17 protein-coding genes are annotated in these 18,260 nt (G+C 72.2%); 5 read left to right on the top strand and 12 right to left on the bottom strand.

Annotation, left to right across the window (positions count from 1 at the left end):
* Positions 1-12: 12 nt before the first annotated feature.
* On the bottom strand, positions 13-672 hold the full coding sequence (locus ACIPN7_RS19040; protein WP_400545657.1) for a response regulator: 660 nt from the start codon (positions 670-672) through the stop codon (positions 13-15).
* A complete protein-coding gene (locus ACIPN7_RS19035) occupies positions 669-2,147 on the bottom strand; it encodes a sensor histidine kinase (protein ID WP_400545654.1) in 1,479 nt (492 codons plus the stop codon). Before ACIPN7_RS19035 ends, ACIPN7_RS19040 begins: the two co-directional genes overlap by 4 nt.
* 108 nt (positions 2,148-2,255) lie before the next feature.
* Here ACIPN7_RS19035 and ACIPN7_RS19030 point away from each other — a divergent pair, with 108 nt between their 5' ends.
* A complete protein-coding gene (locus ACIPN7_RS19030; RefSeq protein ID WP_400545651.1) occupies positions 2,256-3,074 on the top strand; it encodes a GAP family protein in 819 nt (272 codons plus the stop codon).
* A 112-nt stretch (positions 3,075-3,186) separates the two neighbouring features.
* Here the strand turns inward: ACIPN7_RS19030 and ACIPN7_RS19025 are convergent, their stop codons facing one another.
* The 4 genes from ACIPN7_RS19025 to ACIPN7_RS19010 form a co-directional block, all read right to left on the bottom strand.
* Complete coding sequence (locus ACIPN7_RS19025; RefSeq protein ID WP_400545648.1) at positions 3,187-4,317, bottom strand: branched-chain amino acid aminotransferase; 1,131 nt, start codon at positions 4,315-4,317, stop codon at positions 3,187-3,189.
* A 157-nt stretch (positions 4,318-4,474) separates the two neighbouring features.
* Positions 4,475-5,533 (bottom strand): 3-isopropylmalate dehydrogenase, encoded by a 1,059-nt coding sequence (locus ACIPN7_RS19020; protein WP_400545645.1) that lies wholly within the window; start codon positions 5,531-5,533, stop codon positions 4,475-4,477.
* 86 nt (positions 5,534-5,619) lie between these two features.
* On the bottom strand, positions 5,620-6,153 hold the full coding sequence (locus ACIPN7_RS19015; protein WP_400545642.1) for a pyridoxamine 5'-phosphate oxidase family protein: 534 nt from the start codon (positions 6,151-6,153) through the stop codon (positions 5,620-5,622).
* A gap of 57 nt (positions 6,154-6,210) precedes the next feature.
* On the bottom strand, positions 6,211-6,609 hold the full coding sequence (locus ACIPN7_RS19010) for a VOC family protein (protein WP_400545639.1): 399 nt from the start codon (positions 6,607-6,609) through the stop codon (positions 6,211-6,213).
* An 89-nt stretch (positions 6,610-6,698) separates the two neighbouring features.
* Here ACIPN7_RS19010 and ACIPN7_RS19005 point away from each other — a divergent pair, with 89 nt between their 5' ends.
* Positions 6,699-7,205, top strand: a complete 507-nt coding sequence (locus ACIPN7_RS19005) for a pyridoxamine 5'-phosphate oxidase family protein (protein ID WP_400545637.1) — start codon at positions 6,699-6,701, stop codon at positions 7,203-7,205.
* A 7-nt stretch (positions 7,206-7,212) separates the two neighbouring features.
* Here ACIPN7_RS19005 and ACIPN7_RS19000 read toward each other — a convergent pair whose 3' ends face one another.
* Positions 7,213-7,803 carry an ASCH domain-containing protein gene (locus ACIPN7_RS19000; RefSeq protein ID WP_400545635.1) on the bottom strand — a complete coding sequence of 197 codons (591 nt, stop codon included), beginning with the start codon at positions 7,801-7,803 and terminating at the stop codon, positions 7,213-7,215.
* A gap of 186 nt (positions 7,804-7,989) precedes the next feature.
* On the opposite strand from ACIPN7_RS19000, the gene ACIPN7_RS18995 reads away from it, so the two are divergent.
* The 3 genes from ACIPN7_RS18995 to ACIPN7_RS18985 all read left to right on the top strand — a co-directional run bounded on the left by ACIPN7_RS18995 (position 7,990) and on the right by ACIPN7_RS18985 (position 11,132).
* On the top strand, positions 7,990-9,228 hold the full coding sequence (locus ACIPN7_RS18995; RefSeq protein WP_400545632.1) for a glycine betaine/L-proline ABC transporter ATP-binding protein: 1,239 nt from the start codon (positions 7,990-7,992) through the stop codon (positions 9,226-9,228).
* Positions 9,221-10,162 carry an ABC transporter permease gene (locus ACIPN7_RS18990; RefSeq protein WP_400545629.1) on the top strand — a complete coding sequence of 314 codons (942 nt, stop codon included), beginning with the start codon at positions 9,221-9,223 and terminating at the stop codon, positions 10,160-10,162. Before ACIPN7_RS18995 ends, ACIPN7_RS18990 begins: the two co-directional genes overlap by 8 nt.
* A gap of 76 nt (positions 10,163-10,238) precedes the next feature.
* Positions 10,239-11,132 carry a glycine betaine ABC transporter substrate-binding protein gene (locus tag ACIPN7_RS18985; RefSeq protein ID WP_400545626.1) on the top strand — a complete coding sequence of 298 codons (894 nt, stop codon included), beginning with the start codon at positions 10,239-10,241 and terminating at the stop codon, positions 11,130-11,132.
* Positions 11,133-11,255: 123 nt separating this feature from the next.
* Here ACIPN7_RS18985 and ilvC read toward each other — a convergent pair whose 3' ends face one another.
* The 5 genes from ilvC to ACIPN7_RS18960 all read right to left on the bottom strand — a co-directional run bounded on the left by ilvC (position 11,256) and on the right by ACIPN7_RS18960 (position 18,220).
* Positions 11,256-12,284: a ketol-acid reductoisomerase gene (ilvC, locus tag ACIPN7_RS18980; protein WP_285107123.1), complete on the bottom strand. Its 1,029-nt coding sequence runs from the start codon at positions 12,282-12,284 to the stop codon at positions 11,256-11,258.
* Between the two features lie 56 nt (positions 12,285-12,340).
* A complete protein-coding gene (gene ilvN, locus ACIPN7_RS18975) occupies positions 12,341-12,865 on the bottom strand; it encodes an acetolactate synthase small subunit (RefSeq protein WP_020013644.1) in 525 nt (174 codons plus the stop codon).
* 5 nt (positions 12,866-12,870) lie between these two features.
* Positions 12,871-14,748 carry an acetolactate synthase large subunit gene (locus ACIPN7_RS18970; RefSeq protein WP_400545621.1) on the bottom strand — a complete coding sequence of 626 codons (1,878 nt, stop codon included), beginning with the start codon at positions 14,746-14,748 and terminating at the stop codon, positions 12,871-12,873.
* Between the two features lie 293 nt (positions 14,749-15,041).
* Entirely contained in the window at positions 15,042-15,806 is a 765-nt protein-coding gene (locus tag ACIPN7_RS18965; RefSeq protein ID WP_400545618.1) for a hypothetical protein, read from the bottom strand.
* Positions 15,803-18,220 (bottom strand): ATP-binding cassette domain-containing protein, encoded by a 2,418-nt coding sequence (locus ACIPN7_RS18960; protein WP_400545615.1) that lies wholly within the window; start codon positions 18,218-18,220, stop codon positions 15,803-15,805. The genes ACIPN7_RS18965 and ACIPN7_RS18960 overlap by 4 nt, the downstream gene beginning before the upstream one ends.
* Between the last annotated feature and the right edge of the window lie 40 nt (positions 18,221-18,260).

Raw genomic sequence — 18,260 nt, 5'->3', positions numbered from 1 at the left:
AGGGGCGCCACCTCACGCCAAGCCCGCGTCGCGGGCCGCGATCGCCGCCTGGACGCGGGACGTCACGCCGAGCTTGGCGAGCACGCGCGACACATGGGTCTTGGCGGTTGCCTCGCTGATGGTCAGCTCGGCGGCGAGCTCGGCGTTCGACAGCCCGGAGCCCAGCCCCGCCAGCACGTCGCGCTCCCGCGGCGTCAGGTCGGCGGGCAGGGCCGCGAGCCCGGTCCCACCCCGGTGGCCGACGCCGTTGCGGGCCGGCGCGGACAGCTCCGCGATGAGCCGCCGGGTCACCTCCGGCGCCACGACGCCGTCGCCGGCGGCGACGTGCCGAACCGCGTCCACCAGGGCGGACGCCTCCGCGGTCTTCAGGAGGAAGCCGGCCGCCCCGGCGCGCAGCGCGCCGAACACGTACTCGTCGAGGTCGAAGGTCGTGAGCACGAGCACCTCGGACAGCCCCTCGTCGACGATCTGCCGGGTCGCCGTCACGCCGTCGGTGCCGGGCATGCGGACGTCCATCAGCACCACGTCGGGGCGCAGGGCGCGGGCGTTGGTGACCGCGACCGCGCCGTCGCCCGCCTCGCCGACCACCTCGATGTCGCCGGCCGTGGCGAGCAGCATGCGCAGACCCGCGCGGATCGCCGCGTGGTCGTCGGCGAGCAGGACGCGGATCATGCGGTGACGCCCGGCGCCGGGCTCTGCGGGGTGACCACGCCCGCGCCGGCCCGGTCGGGCAGGGGCAGGACGGCGCGGACCAGCCAGCCCGTCGGCTCGGACCGGGGCCGGGCCGACGGCGCCCCGGCGTCCCCCGGCCCCGCCCAGAACGCTCCGCCGAGGGACTCGACGCGCTCCCGCATCGAGACCAGCCCGATCCCGGTGCCCTCGCCGACGTCCGCCCGGGGGCGGGCCGCCCGGGCGTGGACCGCCCCCACGTCGTGCACCTCGATCTCGAGCGGACCGTCGGCGGCGAAGCTCAGGTCGGCTCGGGCGCCGCCGTGCTTGTGGACGTTCGTCAGCGCCTCCCGGACCACCCGGTACACCGCATGGTCCACCGCGGCGGGCACGGCCGTCGCGCCCGTCAGGACGCCGTCCGGGTCGGACACGGCCAGGTCCAGACCGGCGAGCCGCGCCTGCTCGATCACCGGGGCGAGCTGGGCGGCACGCGACGCCGCCACGAGGTCGGTGCCGCGCCCCGCACCGCCCGCGTCGTCCGTGCCCCCGCTCTCACCGGGGGCCCGGCGCCCGGCGCCGGCCTGCCCTGCGGCACCCTGCCCTGCACCGTCCGGCCCTGCACCGTCCGGCCCGGCACCGTCCGGCCGCGCGCCGCGCGGCTCCGTGTCGGTCCGCAGCACGCGGATCATCGCCTGCATGTCCTGCAGCGAGGCGAGGCTCTCCGCGCGGATGCTGCGCAGCGCGGCCCGGTCCCGCTCCGGCTCGGCGGCGCCCGCGAGCGCCCCGCCGGAGGTGATGGCGATGGCGGAGAGGTGCGAGGCGACGACGTCGTGCAGGTCGCGGGCGACGGTCGCGCGCTCGGCGCGGACGGCGTCGTGACGTGCCGACTCGGCGAGGCGGAGCAGCGCGGCGCCGCGTTCGCGTTCGAGCCGTTCCCGTTCGCGGGCGGCGGCGGTGAGCTCGCGGCCCTGCCGCACGTTGGTGCCCCACCACATCGGCATGACCAGCAGGGTGAGGGCCTGGAGCCCGACGAGGACCGTCGGCCGGAGCCCGCCCGTGACGACGGCGATGACGACCATCAGCGCCGCGGTGAGCACCGCGACCCCGACGATGCTGACCCGCCGCGCGACCCGGCTGCCGTGCAGGTGGACGGCGTACAGCGCCTCCCAGAGGACGACGATGAGGCCGACGCTGCCGCCGAGCACCACGTCGACGACGAACGCGACGGTGGCGACGCCGAGCACCGCCAGCGGGTGGACCCGCCGCCAGATCAGCGCGGTGCAGCCGATCGCGGCCGGGATCGCGAACCACCAGGACGGCACGTCCGGCAGGCCGCTCCAGGACGTCCGGATCAGGCCGAGCGCGTCGAGCGCGAGCGCGGTCACGAGGATTCCGGCCGCCGTGATCATGTCACCGCGCCGGTCCTCGGCCGTGACGACCTTGACGACGGGCGCGATCAGCTCGGACAGGCGGGACATGCGTCCATCTCAGCACGATGCAATACGCGAGGGGTCATCCGAAGGATGTATCGGGTCTCGGCGGTTCGGCGGATGTGCTCGTGCGCGGCAGGCACCAGGCTGGCCGGCATGGACCTCATCTCGGGCGAGCTCACGGGTGCGGCGCTGATCGGCGCGCTGGCCGTGCTCGCGCTCATCGACTCGACGAGCTTCGGCACCCTGCTCATCCCCGTGTGGCTGCTCATGTCGCCCGGCCGGGTACGCGTGGGGCGGATGATCGTCTACCTCGGCTCGATCGCGGGCTTCTACGCCCTGGTGGGCCTGGCGATCTTGGTCGGGGCCGGCGCGCTGAGCGACACGCTCGCCTCCCTGTCGAGCGCGCGCCCGTTCCTGATCGCGCAGCTCCTGGTCGGCGTCGGCCTGTTCGCGTGGAGCTTCAAGCTGGAGCCGGTCGGGGGCCGCAAGCCCGCGCCCGCCTTGACGGGCACAGCCGCGCCGGCAGGCGCCGCAGCGCAGCCCGGCACGGCGGCCGGGACGACGGACGGACCGGCCGAGCCGGTGGCACGCCCGGGCAGGCTGAGCCGGTGGCGCGAACGGGTGCTCGGGAGCGAGTCCGGCAGCAGGACGGCCCTGGCCGGGCTGGCCGTCGGGGCGGGGCTCGTCGAGGTCGCGACGATGCTGCCCTACCTGGCCGCGCTGGGCCTGATCGGGACGCAGGGTCCGGCGTGGCCGGCGTCGGGTCTCTGGGTCCTCGGGTACTGCCTGGTCATGATCCTGCCGGCCCTCGTGCTTACCGCCGCGCGGGTGTTCGCCGCGCGGCTGGTGGAGCGGCCGCTCGGCCGCCTGGACGGCTGGCTGACGCGGCACGCGGCGAGCACCACGGCGTGGGTCGTCGGCATCGTCGGGTTCCTCGTGGCCCGCGACGCGATCGGCCGCCTCTGGGGCTGACCCGGCCGAAGTAGAACCGCAGCAAAGTAGAACCGCAACGAGAGCCCTGCTGACCAGGGAGTTCGCGCTGCGGTTCTACTTTGCTGCGGTTCTACTTCGGCGAGAGAGCGGGTCAGGCCAGCCGGCGCATCCAGCCGTGCCGGTCCTCGGCACGGCCGTACTGGATGTCGGTGAGCTCCTGGCGGATCGACATGGTGAGCTCGCCCGGCTCGCCCCCGTTGACCTCGTGGTCGAACGTCGAGCCCGCGAGGCGCCCCACGGGCGTGACCACGGCCGCGGTGCCGCAGGCGAAGAACTCCTTGACCGCACCGGACTCGAGCCCGGCCACGACCTCGGCGAGCGGGATACGCCGCTCCACCACGTCGTAGCCGCGGTCGGCCGCGAGCTGGAGCACCGAGCTGCGCGTGATCCCTTCCAGGATCGAGCCGAGCTCGGGGGTGTGCAGTGTGCCGTCGTCCATCACGAGGAAGACGTTCATGCCGCCGAGCTCTTCGAGGTAGGTGTTGGTTGCGGCGTCCAGGAAGCACACCTGGTCGAAGCCCTCCTTCTGCGCCTCGAGCTGCGGCAGCAGGCTGGCGGCGTAGTTGCCGCCGAACTTCGCGTCGCCGGTGCCTCCGGGCGGCCCGGCCCGGTGGTACTCCTGGGACACGTAGATCGACACGGGCCGCACGCCGCCCGCGAAGTACGGACCCACGGGCGAGGCGATCACCAGGTACTCGACCTCGAGCGACGGGCGCACGCCGAGGAACGCCTCCGACGCGTACATGAAGGGCCGCAGGTAGAGGGACGAGTCCTCGCCGCCGGGCACCCAGTCGATGTCGGTGCGGACCAGCGCGGCCAGAGACCCGATGAAGTCGTCCACGCTCAGGGCAGGCAGGGCGAGGCGGTGCGCCGACCGGGCGAAGCGCGCGGCGTTCTGGTCGGGGCGGAACGTCCAGACCGAGCCGTCGGCGTGCTTGTAGGCCTTGAGCCCCTCGAAGATCTCCTGCGCGTAGTGCAGCACCGCCGTGGCGGGGTCGAGCTGCAGCGGACCGTACTGCTCGATCCGCCGGTCCTTCCAGCCGTCGGCGCTGCTCCACGAGATGCGCGCCATGTGGTCGGAGAACTTGGTCCCGAACTTCGGGGCGCGGAGCGCCTCGACGCGCTCCTCCTCCGGCGTCGGCGCGTCGGTGGGCCGCACGTCGAAGAGCGCCACCAGGTCTTCGAGCCTGGTCGGGAGGATGGGGTCCGTCGTAGTTGTCATGTCGATGCCTTTCACCGGAATGCTGCTGTCAGTCTTCCACGCCCGGCAAGGCGGCGGAGCGATCCGAGCCGGACGTCTGCCCGGACGGCTCCCGACATACGAGAGCGGCGCCCAGGGGTCGGTCTGCGAGACCCGGGCGCCGCCTTCGTGAAGCGTGCTACCCGATCACGCGGGCCGCGATGTCGCGGCCTACCTGGTCGGTCGTGCGTACTACGTCGCCGCGCGACGCGAGGTCGGCGGCTACGGCGTCCTGGACGCGCGCGGACTCGGCCGCGAAACCCAGGTGGTCGAGCAGCAGGGCGACGGACAGGATCGTCGCGGTGGGGTCGGCCTTGCCCTGGCCGGCGATGTCGGGCGCGGAACCGTGCACCGGCTCGAACATCGACGGCGCGGTGCGGTCCGGGTTGATGTTGGCCGAGGCGGCCAGCCCGATGCCGCCCGAGATCGCGGCGGCCTGGTCGGTGAGGATGTCGCCGAAGAGGTTGTCCGTGACGATCACGTCGAACCGGCTCGGGTTCGTCGTGAGGTAGATGGTGGCGGCATCCACGTGCGCGTAGTCGGTGGTGACGTCGGGGAACTCGGCGTTCACGGCCTCGACCGTACGGCGCCACAGGTGGCCGGCGTGCACCAGCACGTTGTGCTTGTGCACCAGCGTGAGGTGCTTGCGCGGGCGGGCGGCGGCGCGGGCGAACGCGTCCCGGACCACGCGCTCGACCCCGAACGCGGTGTTCACGCTGACCTCGGTGGCGATCTCGTGCGGCGTGCCGACACGCAGCGCGCCGCCGTTGCCGACGTACGGGCCCTCGGTGCCCTCGCGGACCACGACGAAGTCGATCTCGCCCGGGTCGGCGAGCGGGCTGGAGACGCCCTCGTAGAGCTTGGTCGGGCGCAGGTTCACGTAGTGGTCCAGGGCGAAACGGAGCTTGAGCAGCAGCCCGCGCTCCAGCACGCCGCTCGGGACCGACGGGTCGCCGATCGCGCCCAGCAGGATCGCGTCCTGCCCCTTGATCCGCTCGAGGTCCTCGTCGGTGAGGGTCTCGCCCGTCGCGTGCCAGCGCCGCGCACCGAGGTCGAACTCGGTGGTGGAAAGCTTGGTACCCGACGGCGCCAGTGCCGCCTCGAGGACGGAGAGACCTTGCTCCACGACCTCGGTACCGATGCCGTCACCCGCGACCACCGCGAGGTTGATGCCGTCTGTAGTAGCCACCTGTGCCATGTCCGGAGCCTACGCGTGCCGTCACCCCGCTGAGACGCGGGTCTCACGGTTTGGACGAAGACACGAGGCTGAGCGGCGGGCGCGGCTCAGTCGAACTCGAAGGCCGTCGCCCCACCCTGCCCACGCAGCCACAGGGCGTTCGCCTTGGTGGGCGTCACGCGGTACACGTGCCACGGCGCGGGCCCGGCCGACGGCGCGCTGTACGGGGCGGTGAGCGCCGTGCCGGACTCGTCCGGCTCCGCCGGCCAGCCACCGTCGGCCGCGATCTTCGCGATGCGCGCGACCTCGGCGGGGTCGGTCACGAGGTCGGCCACGCCCTCCACCACGACGTCGTAGTCGTCCGTCGCGACGGCGATGGTGCACCGCGGCTCGCGCTCCATGTTCCGGCCCTTGCGCACGCCGCGCCCGGACACGACGAAGAACCTGCCGTCGTCCCAGAACGCCCCGACGCCGGTGGTGTGCGGGCTGCCGTCGGCATTGACCGTGGTGAGCCAGTGCGAGTGGCGGTCGGGCCCCTGCCCGCCCGGCGCCTGGTCGCCGACGTCGGCGAGCGCCCCGGCGACGGCCTCCCACTCCAGCGACTGGAGCTGGTAGAGGTCGGCGAGGTTCTTGGTCTTCACGTGTGTGCTCATACAAGGCCGACGGCGCCCGGACCCCGAACTCATCGGCCCCGCGAGCTACTGGTCCCTGGCCGACAGCACGCAGAACTCGTTGCCGTCCGGGTCCGCCAGGACGGTCCAGGTCGCGTCGGCCGGCTGCCCGACGTCGATCACCGTCGCGCCCAGCTCGACCAGCCGCGCGATCTCGGCGTCCCGGTCGTCGCTCGTGTGCGGCGCGAAGTCCCAGTGCAGGCGGTTCTTCCCGGTCTTCGGGTGCTCGACGGGGACGAACACCATGCCCGGCGGCACCTGGTGGAAGTCGAGCTTGTCGGACAGCTCGAGCGCCCACGGCGGCACGAGCACCGACTCGGAGTCGAGCTCGAAGATGACCTCCCAGCCCAGGGCCTCGGCCCACCAGCGGGCCAGCTTCTTGTGGTCCGTGGACTCCACCACGGTCGAGTACCAGCGCAGCGCCATCGCTCTCACCTCTCGTCAGGACCTGTGCCCACACCGTAGGACGAGCCACTGACACTCCGCCGACGCCGTCGAGAACGGGTTCGCCCGCGATGACTTTCCCGCCCGCGGCCCGTCCAACAGCCATGGAGCCCATCGACATCGCGCACCGCGTCATCGACGACAACCACTTCATGGTCCTCGGCACGGCCCAGCCGGACGGCACACCGCGCGTCTCGCCCGTCTTCTACAACCACGCCGACCACCGCGACCTCTACTGGATCTCGTCGCCCGACGCGCAGCACTCGCGCAACGTCGCCGCACGGCCCCGCGTCGAGATCGTCATCTTCAACTCCCAGGCAGACCCGGGCCCCGACACCGCCGCCGTCTACCTCGGCGCCACGGCAGCCCAGGTGCCCGACGCCGAGCTCCCCGCCGCCGTGACCGCCGTCTTCTCGTCGGTGCGCAGCGGCGTGCGGGCCTTCGGCGTCGACGAGCTCAGCGGCGACGCCGGGCTGCGCCTCTACCGCGCCACGGTCACGAGCACCGAGATCCACGTGCGCGGGAGCGACCCGGAGCGCGGGACCGGCATCGACCGCCGGCTGACCGTGGACGCCTGACCGCCGCTCAGGGCTTCGGGTACAGCAGCTCGAACCGCTCGCACACGATCGGCATGTCCTCCGCGAACTCCCGCCCCTCGCCCAGCGTCCGGCGGAAGTACGCCTCGTGACCCGCCCGCCACGACTCCAGCGTGCGGTCGTCCTCGCCCTCCGCGGCCGCGAAGTCGTCGTCGACCTCGTCGAACGTGGTGGTCTCCACGCCCGTGGTGCGGATCAGCGCGCGCGGGTGACGCTCGCCGTCCAGCAGGATCGAGAGTTCGCCGACGACGGGCAGCGGCACGCCCTCGTCGTCGTAGTCCCACAGGGCCGACGACGTCGCCGTCTTGTCCCCCGCCAGGACCGCCGCGAGAAGCGTCTGCGCGAGCTCCGGCTCGTCGCCGAACGACCACGCCTGCGGCGGCACGGTCTCGCTCACGGTGTGGCCGACGACGATGCTCGCCTTCGCCATGCCCGCGTACTGCCGGGTGGCCGCCCAGAAGTCGAGGACCTCGGCGGCGAGCTCCTGGTCCTCCACGGGCACCGACTCGGGGTCGAAGGTCGAGGGGTCGAAGGTCGGCTCGTCGTCGTCCGCGGCCTGCGGGTTCACGTCGTGGGTCACGGGGACATCCTGCCCTAACGGCAGGTGCCCGACGAGGCCCTTCCGACACATGACAAAAACTGAACGATCCGATAACGAACCCTTACCCAATTTGCATACCTGCGACCGCTCATGGTCTGGTAAACGACGGTTCACGTCGTTCTGACGTACTTTTTCCAGAATTTTCGCGCCAAGAGAAGGGGCTTTGTGCCAGCAATCGAGGCAAACCATCTGTACAAGGTGTTCGGTCGCAAAGGCCGCGAGGGCGTCAGGCGTCTCGAGGCCGGGGCGGACACCGACGAGCTGAGACGAGCGGGGCTGACGCCGGCGGTCATCGACGCGTCGTTCACCGTGGAAGAGGGCGAGATCTTCGTCGTCATGGGCCTGTCCGGGTCCGGCAAGTCGACGCTGATCCGCATGATCAACGGGCTCCACCCACCGACGTCCGGTCACGTGGAGCTCTACGGCGAGAACATCACCGCCGCGACCGGCAAGGACCTGCGCCGCCTGCGGCGCGAACGGATCAGCATGGTGTTCCAGCACTTCGCGCTGTTCCCGCACCGCACGGTCATCGACAACGCCGCCTACGGCCTCGAGACCCAGGGGGTCGGCAAGGAGGAGCGCCGCGCCCGCGCCCACGAGGCCCTGGAGCTGTGCGGGCTGACCGGCTGGGACGACCACCTGCCCAGCGAGCTGTCCGGCGGCATGCAGCAGCGTGTCGGCCTGGCCCGCGCGCTCGCCGCGGACACCGACATCCTGCTCATGGACGAGGCGTTCAGCGCGCTCGACCCCCTGATCCGGCGGGACATGCAGGACCAGCTCATCGAGCTGCAGCAGAAGCTCGGCAAGACCATCCTCTTCATCACCCACGACCTCAACGAGGCCATGCGCATCGGCGACCGGATCGCCATGATGCGCAACGGGCGGATCGTCCAGGTCGGGACCGCCGAGGAGATCCTCACCGACCCGGCCAACGACTACGTCGCGCAGTTCGTCGCCGACGTCGACCGCACCCGCGTCCTGACGGCGTCGTCCGTCATGGAGCCGCCGGCCGCCGTCCTCGGCGCGGAGCAGGGGCCGCGCGCCGCGCACAAGCTGATGCGCGAGCACCAGATCCCGGCGATGTTCGTCACGGGACGCGACCGCACCCTGAAGGGGTACGTCACCGAGGACGAGGTGGGCCGGCACCTGGAGCAGAAGGACCTCACCGGCCTCCTGCGGCCCGTGCCGGACGTCGCCGCCGTCTCCCCCGACACCTCGCTCGCCGACCTGTTCGGCCCTGCGGCCGAGACCCCGGCCATCGCCGTGGTCGACGACGCCGGACGGCTCGTCGGCGTCGTCCCGCGCATCACGCTGCTCTCGGCGCTCGCCGCGCACGCAGAGACCGACGTCGCGGACGCTCCCGTGACGGCCGACGACGAGACCAAGGAGGCCGCCCGTGCCTGAGAGCGCCGCCCCCCTGACGATCGTGCCGTCCATCCCGGTCGGCACCTGGCTGGAGACCGGGTTCACCTGGTTCAAGCAGACCTTCGACGCGCTCTTCGACGTGATCGGTGACCTGATCACCGGCGCCATCAACGGGATCGCCGACCCCCTCCTGGCCCTGGACCCGCTGGTCCTGGCGATCATCCTGGCGCTGCTCGGCTGGCTCCTGCGCAACTGGAAGCTCGGCGTCGGAACCCTGGTGGGCCTGGTCCTGATCATCGGGATGGACATGTGGGAACCCGCCGTCGAGACCCTCGCCCTCGTGGTGGTGGCCACCGTCGTCGCCCTGGTCCTCGGCATCCCGCTGGGCATCCTCGCGGCCCGCTCGCCCGTCGTCAGCCGCATCGCGAAGCCCGTCATGGACTTCATGCAGACCATGCCCGGCATGGTCTGGCTGCTGCCCGTGCTCAAGCTGTTCAGCATCGGCGTGGCCGGCGCCCTGGTCGCCACGGTGATCTTCGCCCTGCCCCCTGCCGTCCGGCTCACCGAGCTCGGCATCCGCCAGGTCGACGGCGAGGTCGTCGAGGCCGGGCAGGCCTTCGGCGCGGGTCCGCGGCAGATCCTCAAGGACATCCAGCTCCCGCTGGCCCTGCCGACCGTCATGGCCGGCGTCAACCAGGTGATCATGCTGGCGCTGTCGATGGCCGTGATCGCCGGCCTGGTCGGCGGCGGCGGCCTGGGCAACGAGGTGGTCGGCGCGATCTCGACCCTCAACCTCGCCCGCGGCTTCGACGCCGGCATCTCCGTGGTGATCCTGGCGATCTTCCTGGACCGCCTGACGGCGTCGATCGGCTCCCGCCGTCCGGGCCACGGCCGCCTGCGCGAGCTGCGCGACCGGTTCACCCGGACCCCGGCGGCCGGCGCCCCGGCCGCCGGCGCGGCACGCGCGGCCTGACGCCTCCCCCCTCAAAGACGTAGTACCCCTCACCCATACATAACGAACCCCAGTGATACGAAACGGAAGGACACCGATGATCGGCACGACCGGCAAGCGGATCGGAGCGGCCGCAGTGGCCCTCGGCCTGGGCCTCAGCCTCACGGCATGCGGCTCGAGCGAGGACGGCGGCAGCGGCGACCAGACCATCACCCTCGGCATCATCCCCTCGTGGACGGACGGTCTGAGCACCGCCTATCTGTGGAAGAACATCCTCGAGGAGGACGGGTACACGGTCGAGATCACGGAGATCAACGACGCCGCGCCGCTGTACACCGGGCTCGCCGAAGGCGACATCGACGTCTTCCCGTCCGCGTGGCCCGAGGTCACCCACGCCGCCTACATGGACGAGTACGGCGACGACCTCGAGGACCTCGGCACCTACTACGACGGCGCCAAGCTGACGATGGCCGTCCCCGAGTACTCCGAGCTGGAGTCGATCGAGGACCTCGTGGGCAAGAGCGCCGACTACGACGGCAAGATCGTCGGCATCGAGGCGGGCGCGGGCCTGACCAAGGCCACGCAGGAGCAGGTCATCCCGCAGTACGGCCTGGACGAGGACGGCTGGGAGCTGCAGACGTCGTCGACGCCGGCCATGCTGAACGCCCTCGACGAGGCTGTCCAGGCGCAGGAGGACATCGTCGTCACGCTGTGGCGCCCCTTCTGGGCCAACAACACCTTCCCGGTGCGTGATCTCGAGGACCCCAAGGGCGCGCTCGGCGAGGCGGAGGGCCTCCACGAGATCGCGACCCTCGGGTTCGCCGAGGAGTTCCCGGAGGTCGCCGAGATGATGGGCAAGGCCAAGCTGGACGACGAGCAGTACGGCAGCCTGGAGGACCAGGTCGTCAACGAGCACGAGGGCGACCCGGCTGCCGGCGTCGAGGCCTGGCTCGCGGACAACCCGGACTGGGTCGACTCCCTCAAGGGCTGACGCCCGACCGCCGTCCGACGAGTGACAAGAGCGGCGCCCCACCCTCCGTGCGGAGGGTGGGGCGCCGCTCTGTCTCGCGGGCTGTGCGCTCGGCGCGCAGCTGCCCGGCGTGGGGCTACCGGATCAGCGAGCGGCCGAACCCTCGACGTAGTCCGAGTCGGCCGGCTTGATCCACGAGAACATCTTGCGCAGCTCGCGGCCCGTGGCCTCGATCGGGTGCTGCTCGCCCTTGGCGCGCAGCTCCTTGAACTCGGGGGCGCCCGCGTCCTGGTCCGCGATGAAGCGCGCGGCGAAGGTGCCGTCCTGGATGTCGGAGAGAACGGCCTTCATGTTCTCCTTGACCCGCGGGTCGATGACACGCGGACCGGAGACGTAGTCGCCGTACTCAGCGGTGTCCGAGACGGACCAGCGCTGCTTGGCGATGCCACCCTCGACCATGAGGTCGACGATCAGCTTCAGCTCGTGCAGCACCTCGAAGTACGCGACCTCCGGCTGGTATCCGGCCTCGGTCAGCGTCTCGAACCCGTACTGGACCAGCTGCGAGGCGCCGCCGCACAGCACGGCCTGCTCACCGAACAGGTCGGTCTCGGTCTCCTCGGTGAACGTCGTCTTGATACCGCCGGCGCGCAGGCCGCCGATGCCCTTGGCGTACGACAGGGCCAGGCCCCAGGCGGAACCGGACGCGTCCTGCTCCACCGCGACGATCACGGGCACGCCACGACCGTCCGCGAACTCGCGGCGCACGATGTGGCCCGGGCCCTTGGGAGCGACCATGAGCACGTCGTGACCGGCCTCGGGCTTGATGTAGCCGTAACGGATGTTGAAGCCGTGCCCGAAGACGAGCGCGGCACCCTCCTTGAGGTTCGGCGCGATGTCCTCGGCATACAGGTGCCGCTGCACCTGGTCGGGGGCGAGGATGACGACCACGTCGGCGTCGCGCACGGCGTCCGGCACGGTCGCGACAGCAAGGCCCTCGTTCTCGGCCTTGGCCCGGGAGGCGGAACCCTCACGCAGGCCGACGGTCACCTGCACCCCGGAGTCACGCAGGTTCAGGGCGTGCGCGTGGCCCTGGCTGCCGTAACCGACCACAGCAACCTTCTTCTGCTGGATGATCGACAGGTCAGCGTCGTCGTCGTAGAACAGCTCAGCCACGGTTCTTGCTCCTCAGTTGATTGCTCGGTGAAAGAAAAGTATCGGGTGGGCCGCGCTCAGGCGGACCGGACCGCGCGCTCGAACGCGCGGTCGGTGATGGACCGGGCGCCCCGGCCGATGGCCAGTGTGCCGGACTTGACGATCTCACGGACGCCGTACGGTTCCAGCGCCGCGAGGAGCGAGTCGAGCTTCGCCGCCGGTCCCGTGGCCTCGATGACCACGGAGTCCGGCACGACGTCGACCACGCGCGCCCGGAACATCTCGACGACTTCCAGCACCCCGGTTCGGGTGGCGGCGTCGGCCCGCACCTTGACGAGCAGCAGCTCGCGGTGCACCGACGACTCGGGTTCGAGCTCGACGATCTTGATCACGTGGATGAGCTTGTTGAGCTGCTTCGTGACCTGTTCCAGGGGGTGTTCCTCGACGTCGACCACCACGGTGATGCGCGAGATCTCCTCGTGCTCCGTGGGGCCGACGGCCAGGGAGTGGATGTTGAACGCGCGACGGGCGAACAGGCCGGCGACGCGCGTGAGCACGCCGGGCTTGTTCTCCACGAGCACGGACAGGGTGTGCCTCGACATGGGGGTCAGTCCTCTCGCTCCCACGCCGGCGAGATGCCGCGTGCGTACTGGATGTCGTCGTTGCTCACACCGGCGGCGACCATGGGCCACACCATCGCGTCCCGCGAGACGGTGAAGTCCACGACCACGGGCCGGTCGTCGATCTCGTTGGCCCGCTTGATCGCGGCGTCGACGTCGGAGGCGTGCTCCACGCGGATGCCCTCGCAGCCGTACGCGTCGGCGAGCTTGACGAAGTCGGGCACGCGCATGGTGCCGTGGCCGGTGTGCAGGTCGGTGTTGGAGTAGCGCGACTCGTAGAAGAGCGTCTGCCACTGCCGCACCATGCCCAGCGAGCTGTTGTTGATCAGCGCCACCTTGATGGGGATGTCATTGATCGTGCAGGTGGCCAGCTCCTGGTTGGTCATCTGGAAGCAGCCGTCGCCGTCCACGGCCCAGACCGTCCGGTCCGGCTGGCCGACCTTGGCGCCCATCGCGGCCGGGATGGAGTAGCCCATCGTCCCGAGGCCGCCGGAGTTGATCCAGGTGTTGGGCCGCTCGTAGCTGATGAACTGCGCGGCCCACATCTGGTGCTGGCCCACGCCCGCGACGTAGATCGCGTCCGGCCCGGTCAGCTCGCCCAGGCGCTGGATCACGTGCTGCGGCGACAGGTGGCCGTCCTCCGGCTGGGAGTAGCCGCGGGGGTAGGTGCGGCGCCACTCGTCGAGCTGACGCCACCAGCCCTCGACGTCGGGCTTGCCGTGCGCCTCGTGCTCCTTGGCCAGCTCGGGCAGCAGGTCGCCGATGACCTCGCGGAGGTCGCCCACGATCGGGACGTCCGCCTCGCGGTTCTTGCCGATCTCGGCGGGGTCGATGTCCGCGTGGATGATCGCGGCCAGCGGGGCGAAGCTCGACAGCTTGCCGGTCACGCGGTCGTCGAACCGGGCGCCGAGAGCGAACACGAGGTCCGCCTTCTGCAGCGCCGCGACGGCGGGCACTGTGCCGTGCATGCCGGGCATGCCCAGGTGCTGCGGGTGACTGTCCGGCACGGCGCCGCGGGCCATCAGCGTCGTCACCACGGGCGCGCCGGACAGGTCCACGAGCTGGCGCAGCAGGTCCGCGGCACCGGCGCGGATCACGCCGCCGCCGACGTACAGGACCGGCCGGCGGGCCGTGGCCAGCAGCTTCGCGGCCTCGCGGATCTGCTTCGAGTGCGGCTTGGTCACGGGGTGGTAGCCCGGCAGGTTCAGCTCCTGCGGCCACGAGAACGTGGTGCGCGACTGCATCGCCGACTTCGCGATGTCCACGAGCACCGGCCCCGGCCGCCCGGTGGAGGCGATGTGGAACGCCTCCGCGATGGTGCGCGGGATCTCGGCAGGGTCCGTGACCAGGTAGGAGTGCTTGGTGATCGGCATCGTGATGCCGACGATGTCCGCCTCCTGGAACGCGTCGGTCCCGATCGCGGAGGCGCCCACCTGGCCGGTGATCGCCACGAGCGGGATCGAGTCCATGTTGGCGTCCGCGATGGGCGTCACCAGGTTGGTGGCGCCGGGGCCCGACGTCGCCATGGTGACGCCGACGCGGCCCGTCGCGTGGGCGTAGCCGGACGCCGCGTGACCACCGCCCTGCTCGTGCCGCACGAGGATGTGCCGGAGCTTGGCGGAGTCCATGAGCGGGTCGTAGGTGGGCAGGATCGCGCCGCCGGGAATGCCGAAGACCACCTCCGCCCCGACCTCCTCGAGCGAGCGGACGATCGACTGCGCGCCCGTCACCTCCTCCGGCCCGACGCGCGGTGCGGCGTTCTCGAGCTCGGCCTTGCCGCCTACGCGGGACCGAAGCTCGGTGCGCACCTGGTCACGCGCCTCGGCGCGCGCGGCGATCTGTGCGGGTGTCGGTGTGCCGGTCATGCGGTTCTCCTGCCGTCGCGCCCCGTCCTGGGGCGAAAGCGAGCGTTAGTGACAACAAAAAAACCCCGGGTCCTTTGGTGAAAGGACTGCCAGGGTGAGCGCGCGGACGATGCCTGTGCTGGGGCTTAGGCCGCGCGCTCAGGAAGTACTACAAGAATGATCGTCTGCACGTCACGCACGTTACGCCGAAAAGTCGCCGGTGTCACTCAGCGGGCCAAAGGTCCCACGATCCGAGACACGGTGCCGGCCGGCCCGCGGTATCCCGGGCCTCCCGCGGATCCGGCCCGTCGTGCTCAGCGTACGTCCCGGTGCCGGAAGACCACCGAGCCGAGCACGGCCAGCACCACCGTGATGCCGAACAGCAGGAGCCCGCTGTGCACGTACGGGACCGCCAGGAACCCGTCGCCGGCGAGCACGGTCCGCGTACCGCGGACCCACGAGTCCGCGTTGGTGAACGGCAGCCAGTCCCGGACGGCGGACGACGCGCTCAGCGCCACCTGCTCCTCGGCCACGAACCACACCGCCGCGAGCCCGACCGCCACCCACCAGCGCCGCACGAGCACCCCGAGCGCCGCGCCGCCGACTGCCGCGGACACCGCGAGAGCGACCACGCGGACACCGCTCCACGTCAGCGCCTCCACCAGGTCGGACGGCGGGCCGCCCAGCACCCCGGTCTGCGCGTGCGCCCAGTACATGCCGAACCCCAGCAGCGCGCAGGCCGCCGCGATGCCGGGCACCACGGCCAGCCCGGCCGCCGCCAGCTTGCTCCAGTAGACGCGGCCCCGGCGGGGCTCGACGGTCAGCAGCGCACGCGTCCCGCCCTGCGCCGCGGACCCGGTCACCAGCAGCACGCCCGCCACGTAGGCGAGGAACACCGACGTCATCGCGTAGAACGAGATCTGCCCCTGGTCGAGCATCGCCGCGAGAGTGAACGCCTCCGGCTCGAACGCCGTCACCGCGACCGCGAGCGCCACGTGCGCGAGCATCGCCACGGCGATCCACCGGATCGCCGGCCGCACGGCGAACCTGCGCAGCTCGGCCCACAGCAGGCCCATCATCGCCTTCCCTTCGAGCGCTTCTTGTTCCGGCCTGATCCCTGCTGCCCGGGGCGGGGCCGCCCCGTCCCCGCGTCGGTGCGCGGGCCCGGCTCCTGTGCGGCGATGTCGTCCGGGCCGGGGTCGTCGGTCTCGGAACCGCCCGGTTCGGTGTCGTCCGGTTCGGGTTCAGCCGGCTCGGCGGCGTCCGGTGCGGCCGCGTCCGGTTCGAGGTCGTCCGGCTCGAGGTCGTCGAGCTCCAGCCCCTCCGCCTCGAGCCGCTTCAGCTCGAGGTCGTCCGGTTCTCGATCCTCCGCCTCCCGGTCGTCAAGCTCAAGGTCTCCGTCCCGGCCGCCCGACGTTTCCGCCGCGCGCCGGCCCAGGAGCGCCTTGGCGCCCTCCTTGCGGTTCGCGAGCCGGGCCGTCCTGGCGTCGGCGGCCTCCTGCTTCCGGGCGGCCTTCTCGTCGAGGGCGACCTGCTTGGCATCGAGGGCGGCCTGCTTCGCGTCGGCGCGTGCCTGCTCCGCCGCGGCCTTCTCGGCCACCTTCTGCCGCGCCGCGGCCTCCTTGGCGTCGAGCTCCGCCTGCTTCTGCGCGGCCCGGTCGTCGATCCTGGCCTGCCGCGCGTCCGCCTTGTCCTGCCTGGCATCGGCCTTGTCCTGCTTCGCGGCCGCCCTGGCCTCCGCCGCCGCCTGCCTCTCCGCGGCCTTCGCGTCGGCGGCCGCCTGGCGCTCCGCGATCCGCGCCTCGGCCGCCGCCTGCTTCTCGGCGACCTTGGCGTCGAACTCCGCCCGCCGCTCGGCGAACCTCGACTGCTTGTGCGGCGCGTCGGCGTCGGCCGGCGCCTCGCCGGTGGCCGCGGCCGTCCCTGGCGTGGCGGAGGACTTGGCGGTGGAGGACTTGGCGGTGGAGGACTTGGCGGTGGAGGACTTCGGAGCAGACGGCTTCGGCGCGGGAGGCTCCGGAGCGGCCGGCTTCGACGCAGCAGGCCGAGAACTGGACGGCTTCGGGACGGCGACCTCCGGGCCGGCTGCCTTCGAGCCGGCCGCCTTCGACGCAGCGGGCTTCGACACACCGGGCTTCGAGGCACTCAGCCTGGGAGCTTTCGTCTTCGAGGCGCCGGTCTTCGAGGCGCCCGCCTGTGCCGAGACCGACGCCGAGCCGCCCGACGTCGAGGCACTCACCTGCGCGACCGCCTGCACCGCGCCGTCCCGCTCGCCCGCACCCGGATCACCGGCACCGTTCGCCCCCGGCCCGGCGGACCGTCCCGCCGACCTCCGGTTCTCCTTCGCGGCCGCTCGCTCCGCGTGCGCGGCCTCCTTGGCCGCGGCCCGCGCGTCGATCGCCGCCTGCTTCGCCGCGGCCTCCTCGCTCGCGCTCGCCTCCGCCGCCGCCTGCTTCGCGGCTGCCTCCTTGTCCGCCTTGCGCTGGTCGGCGGCCTTCTTCCGCTCCGCCGCCTTCCGTTCGGCCGCCTTGCGCGCCGCCCGTTCCTCGGCGCGGCTCGGCGGCACAGGGGCCGGCGGCACCACGGGGCGCAGCCGTCCGACGACGGCGGCCAGGTCCTCCCGCTGCGGCACCAGCTCGCCCGCGAAGAGCTTCTGCTTGGCGAGTGCCCGCGAGATCTCGGCGGGCTCGGCGACGTCGTCGACGTGGAGCGTGTCGCCGTCGGCCCGGACCTTGAATCCCGCGGCCCGCAGGGCCGTGGCGGCCTTGCCCGGCTCGTCGACGCCCACGCGGACGCTGACCCGGGCGTCGCCCAGGAGCTCGGCGGTGCTCCCCTGCGCGAGGCTGCGGCCGCCGTCGAGCACCGTGACCGTGTCCGAGATCTGCTGCGCCTCGGTGAGCACGCCGGTCGCGATCAGCACGGTCTTGCCCTGGTCGGCCAGCCGGCGCAGGGCCTGGCGGATCTCGCGCGTGCCGACGGCGTCGAGCCCGGCGCTCGGGTCGTCGACGACGACGAGGTCGGGGTCGCGCAGCAGCGCCGCCGCGAGCGCCAGCCGGCGTTCCTCGTCGGGCGAGTAGGTGGCGTAGGCAGCCTTGGCGCGGTCGGCGAGGACCACACGGGTGAGCACCTCGTCCACGCGGGCGCGCGGCACGCCGGCCGCGCTCGCGAGGAGGGCGAGGTTGCGGCGTCCGCTCAGCCGCCCGTGGAACCCGGGGTCTCCGACGACGGCGCCGATGCGGCCGGCGAGGTCGGGCAGGCCGTCCGGGACGTGGGTGCCGAAGACCTTCATGGCGCCCCCGTCCGCGTGGGCGAGGCCGGTGAGCAGGCGCAGCGTGGTGGTCTTGCCCGAGCCCGCGAGCCCGAGGAGCGCATGCACGCCGCCGGCCGGTACGCGCAGGTCGAGCCCGTCGACGCCCACGGCGCGGCCGCGCACCGAGCGGTACGCCTTGCGCAGCCCGAGCGTCTCGATCGCGACGTCGCTCCCTGGAATCACCCGCACAGGGTAGGGCATTCCGGACAGCACTCGGACGCAG

It is taken from the genome of Promicromonospora sp. NPDC090134 (assembly GCF_044746965.1).
Lineage (GTDB): Bacteria > Actinomycetota > Actinomycetes > Actinomycetales > Cellulomonadaceae > Promicromonospora.
This window is presented reverse-complemented; position numbering and strand designations above follow the sequence as displayed.

What these genes read in the sequence shown, in the direction of transcription:
- ACIPN7_RS19025 (WP_400545648.1), bottom strand. Translation starts at nt 4,317, where the DNA reads ATGACAACTACGACGGACCCCATCCTCCCGACCAGGCTCGAAGACCTG.
- ilvN (WP_020013644.1), bottom strand. Translation starts at nt 12,865, where the DNA reads ATGTCGAGGCACACCCTGTCCGTGCTCGTGGAGAACAAGCCCGGCGTG.
- ACIPN7_RS18965 (WP_400545618.1), bottom strand. Translation starts at nt 15,806, where the DNA reads ATGATGGGCCTGCTGTGGGCCGAGCTGCGCAGGTTCGCCGTGCGGCCG.
- ACIPN7_RS19010 (WP_400545639.1), bottom strand. Translation starts at nt 6,609, where the DNA reads ATGGCGCTGCGCTGGTACTCGACCGTGGTGGAGTCCACGGACCACAAG.
- ACIPN7_RS18985 (WP_400545626.1), top strand. Translation starts at nt 10,239, where the DNA reads ATGATCGGCACGACCGGCAAGCGGATCGGAGCGGCCGCAGTGGCCCTC.
- ACIPN7_RS19005 (WP_400545637.1), top strand. Translation starts at nt 6,699, where the DNA reads ATGACTTTCCCGCCCGCGGCCCGTCCAACAGCCATGGAGCCCATCGAC.
- ACIPN7_RS19035 (WP_400545654.1), bottom strand. Translation starts at nt 2,147, where the DNA reads ATGTCCCGCCTGTCCGAGCTGATCGCGCCCGTCGTCAAGGTCGTCACG.
- ACIPN7_RS19030 (WP_400545651.1), top strand. Translation starts at nt 2,256, where the DNA reads ATGGACCTCATCTCGGGCGAGCTCACGGGTGCGGCGCTGATCGGCGCG.
- ACIPN7_RS18970 (WP_400545621.1), bottom strand. Translation starts at nt 14,748, where the DNA reads ATGACCGGCACACCGACACCCGCACAGATCGCCGCGCGCGCCGAGGCG.
- ACIPN7_RS19020 (WP_400545645.1), bottom strand. Translation starts at nt 5,533, where the DNA reads ATGGCACAGGTGGCTACTACAGACGGCATCAACCTCGCGGTGGTCGCG.
- ACIPN7_RS19040 (WP_400545657.1), bottom strand. Translation starts at nt 672, where the DNA reads ATGATCCGCGTCCTGCTCGCCGACGACCACGCGGCGATCCGCGCGGGT.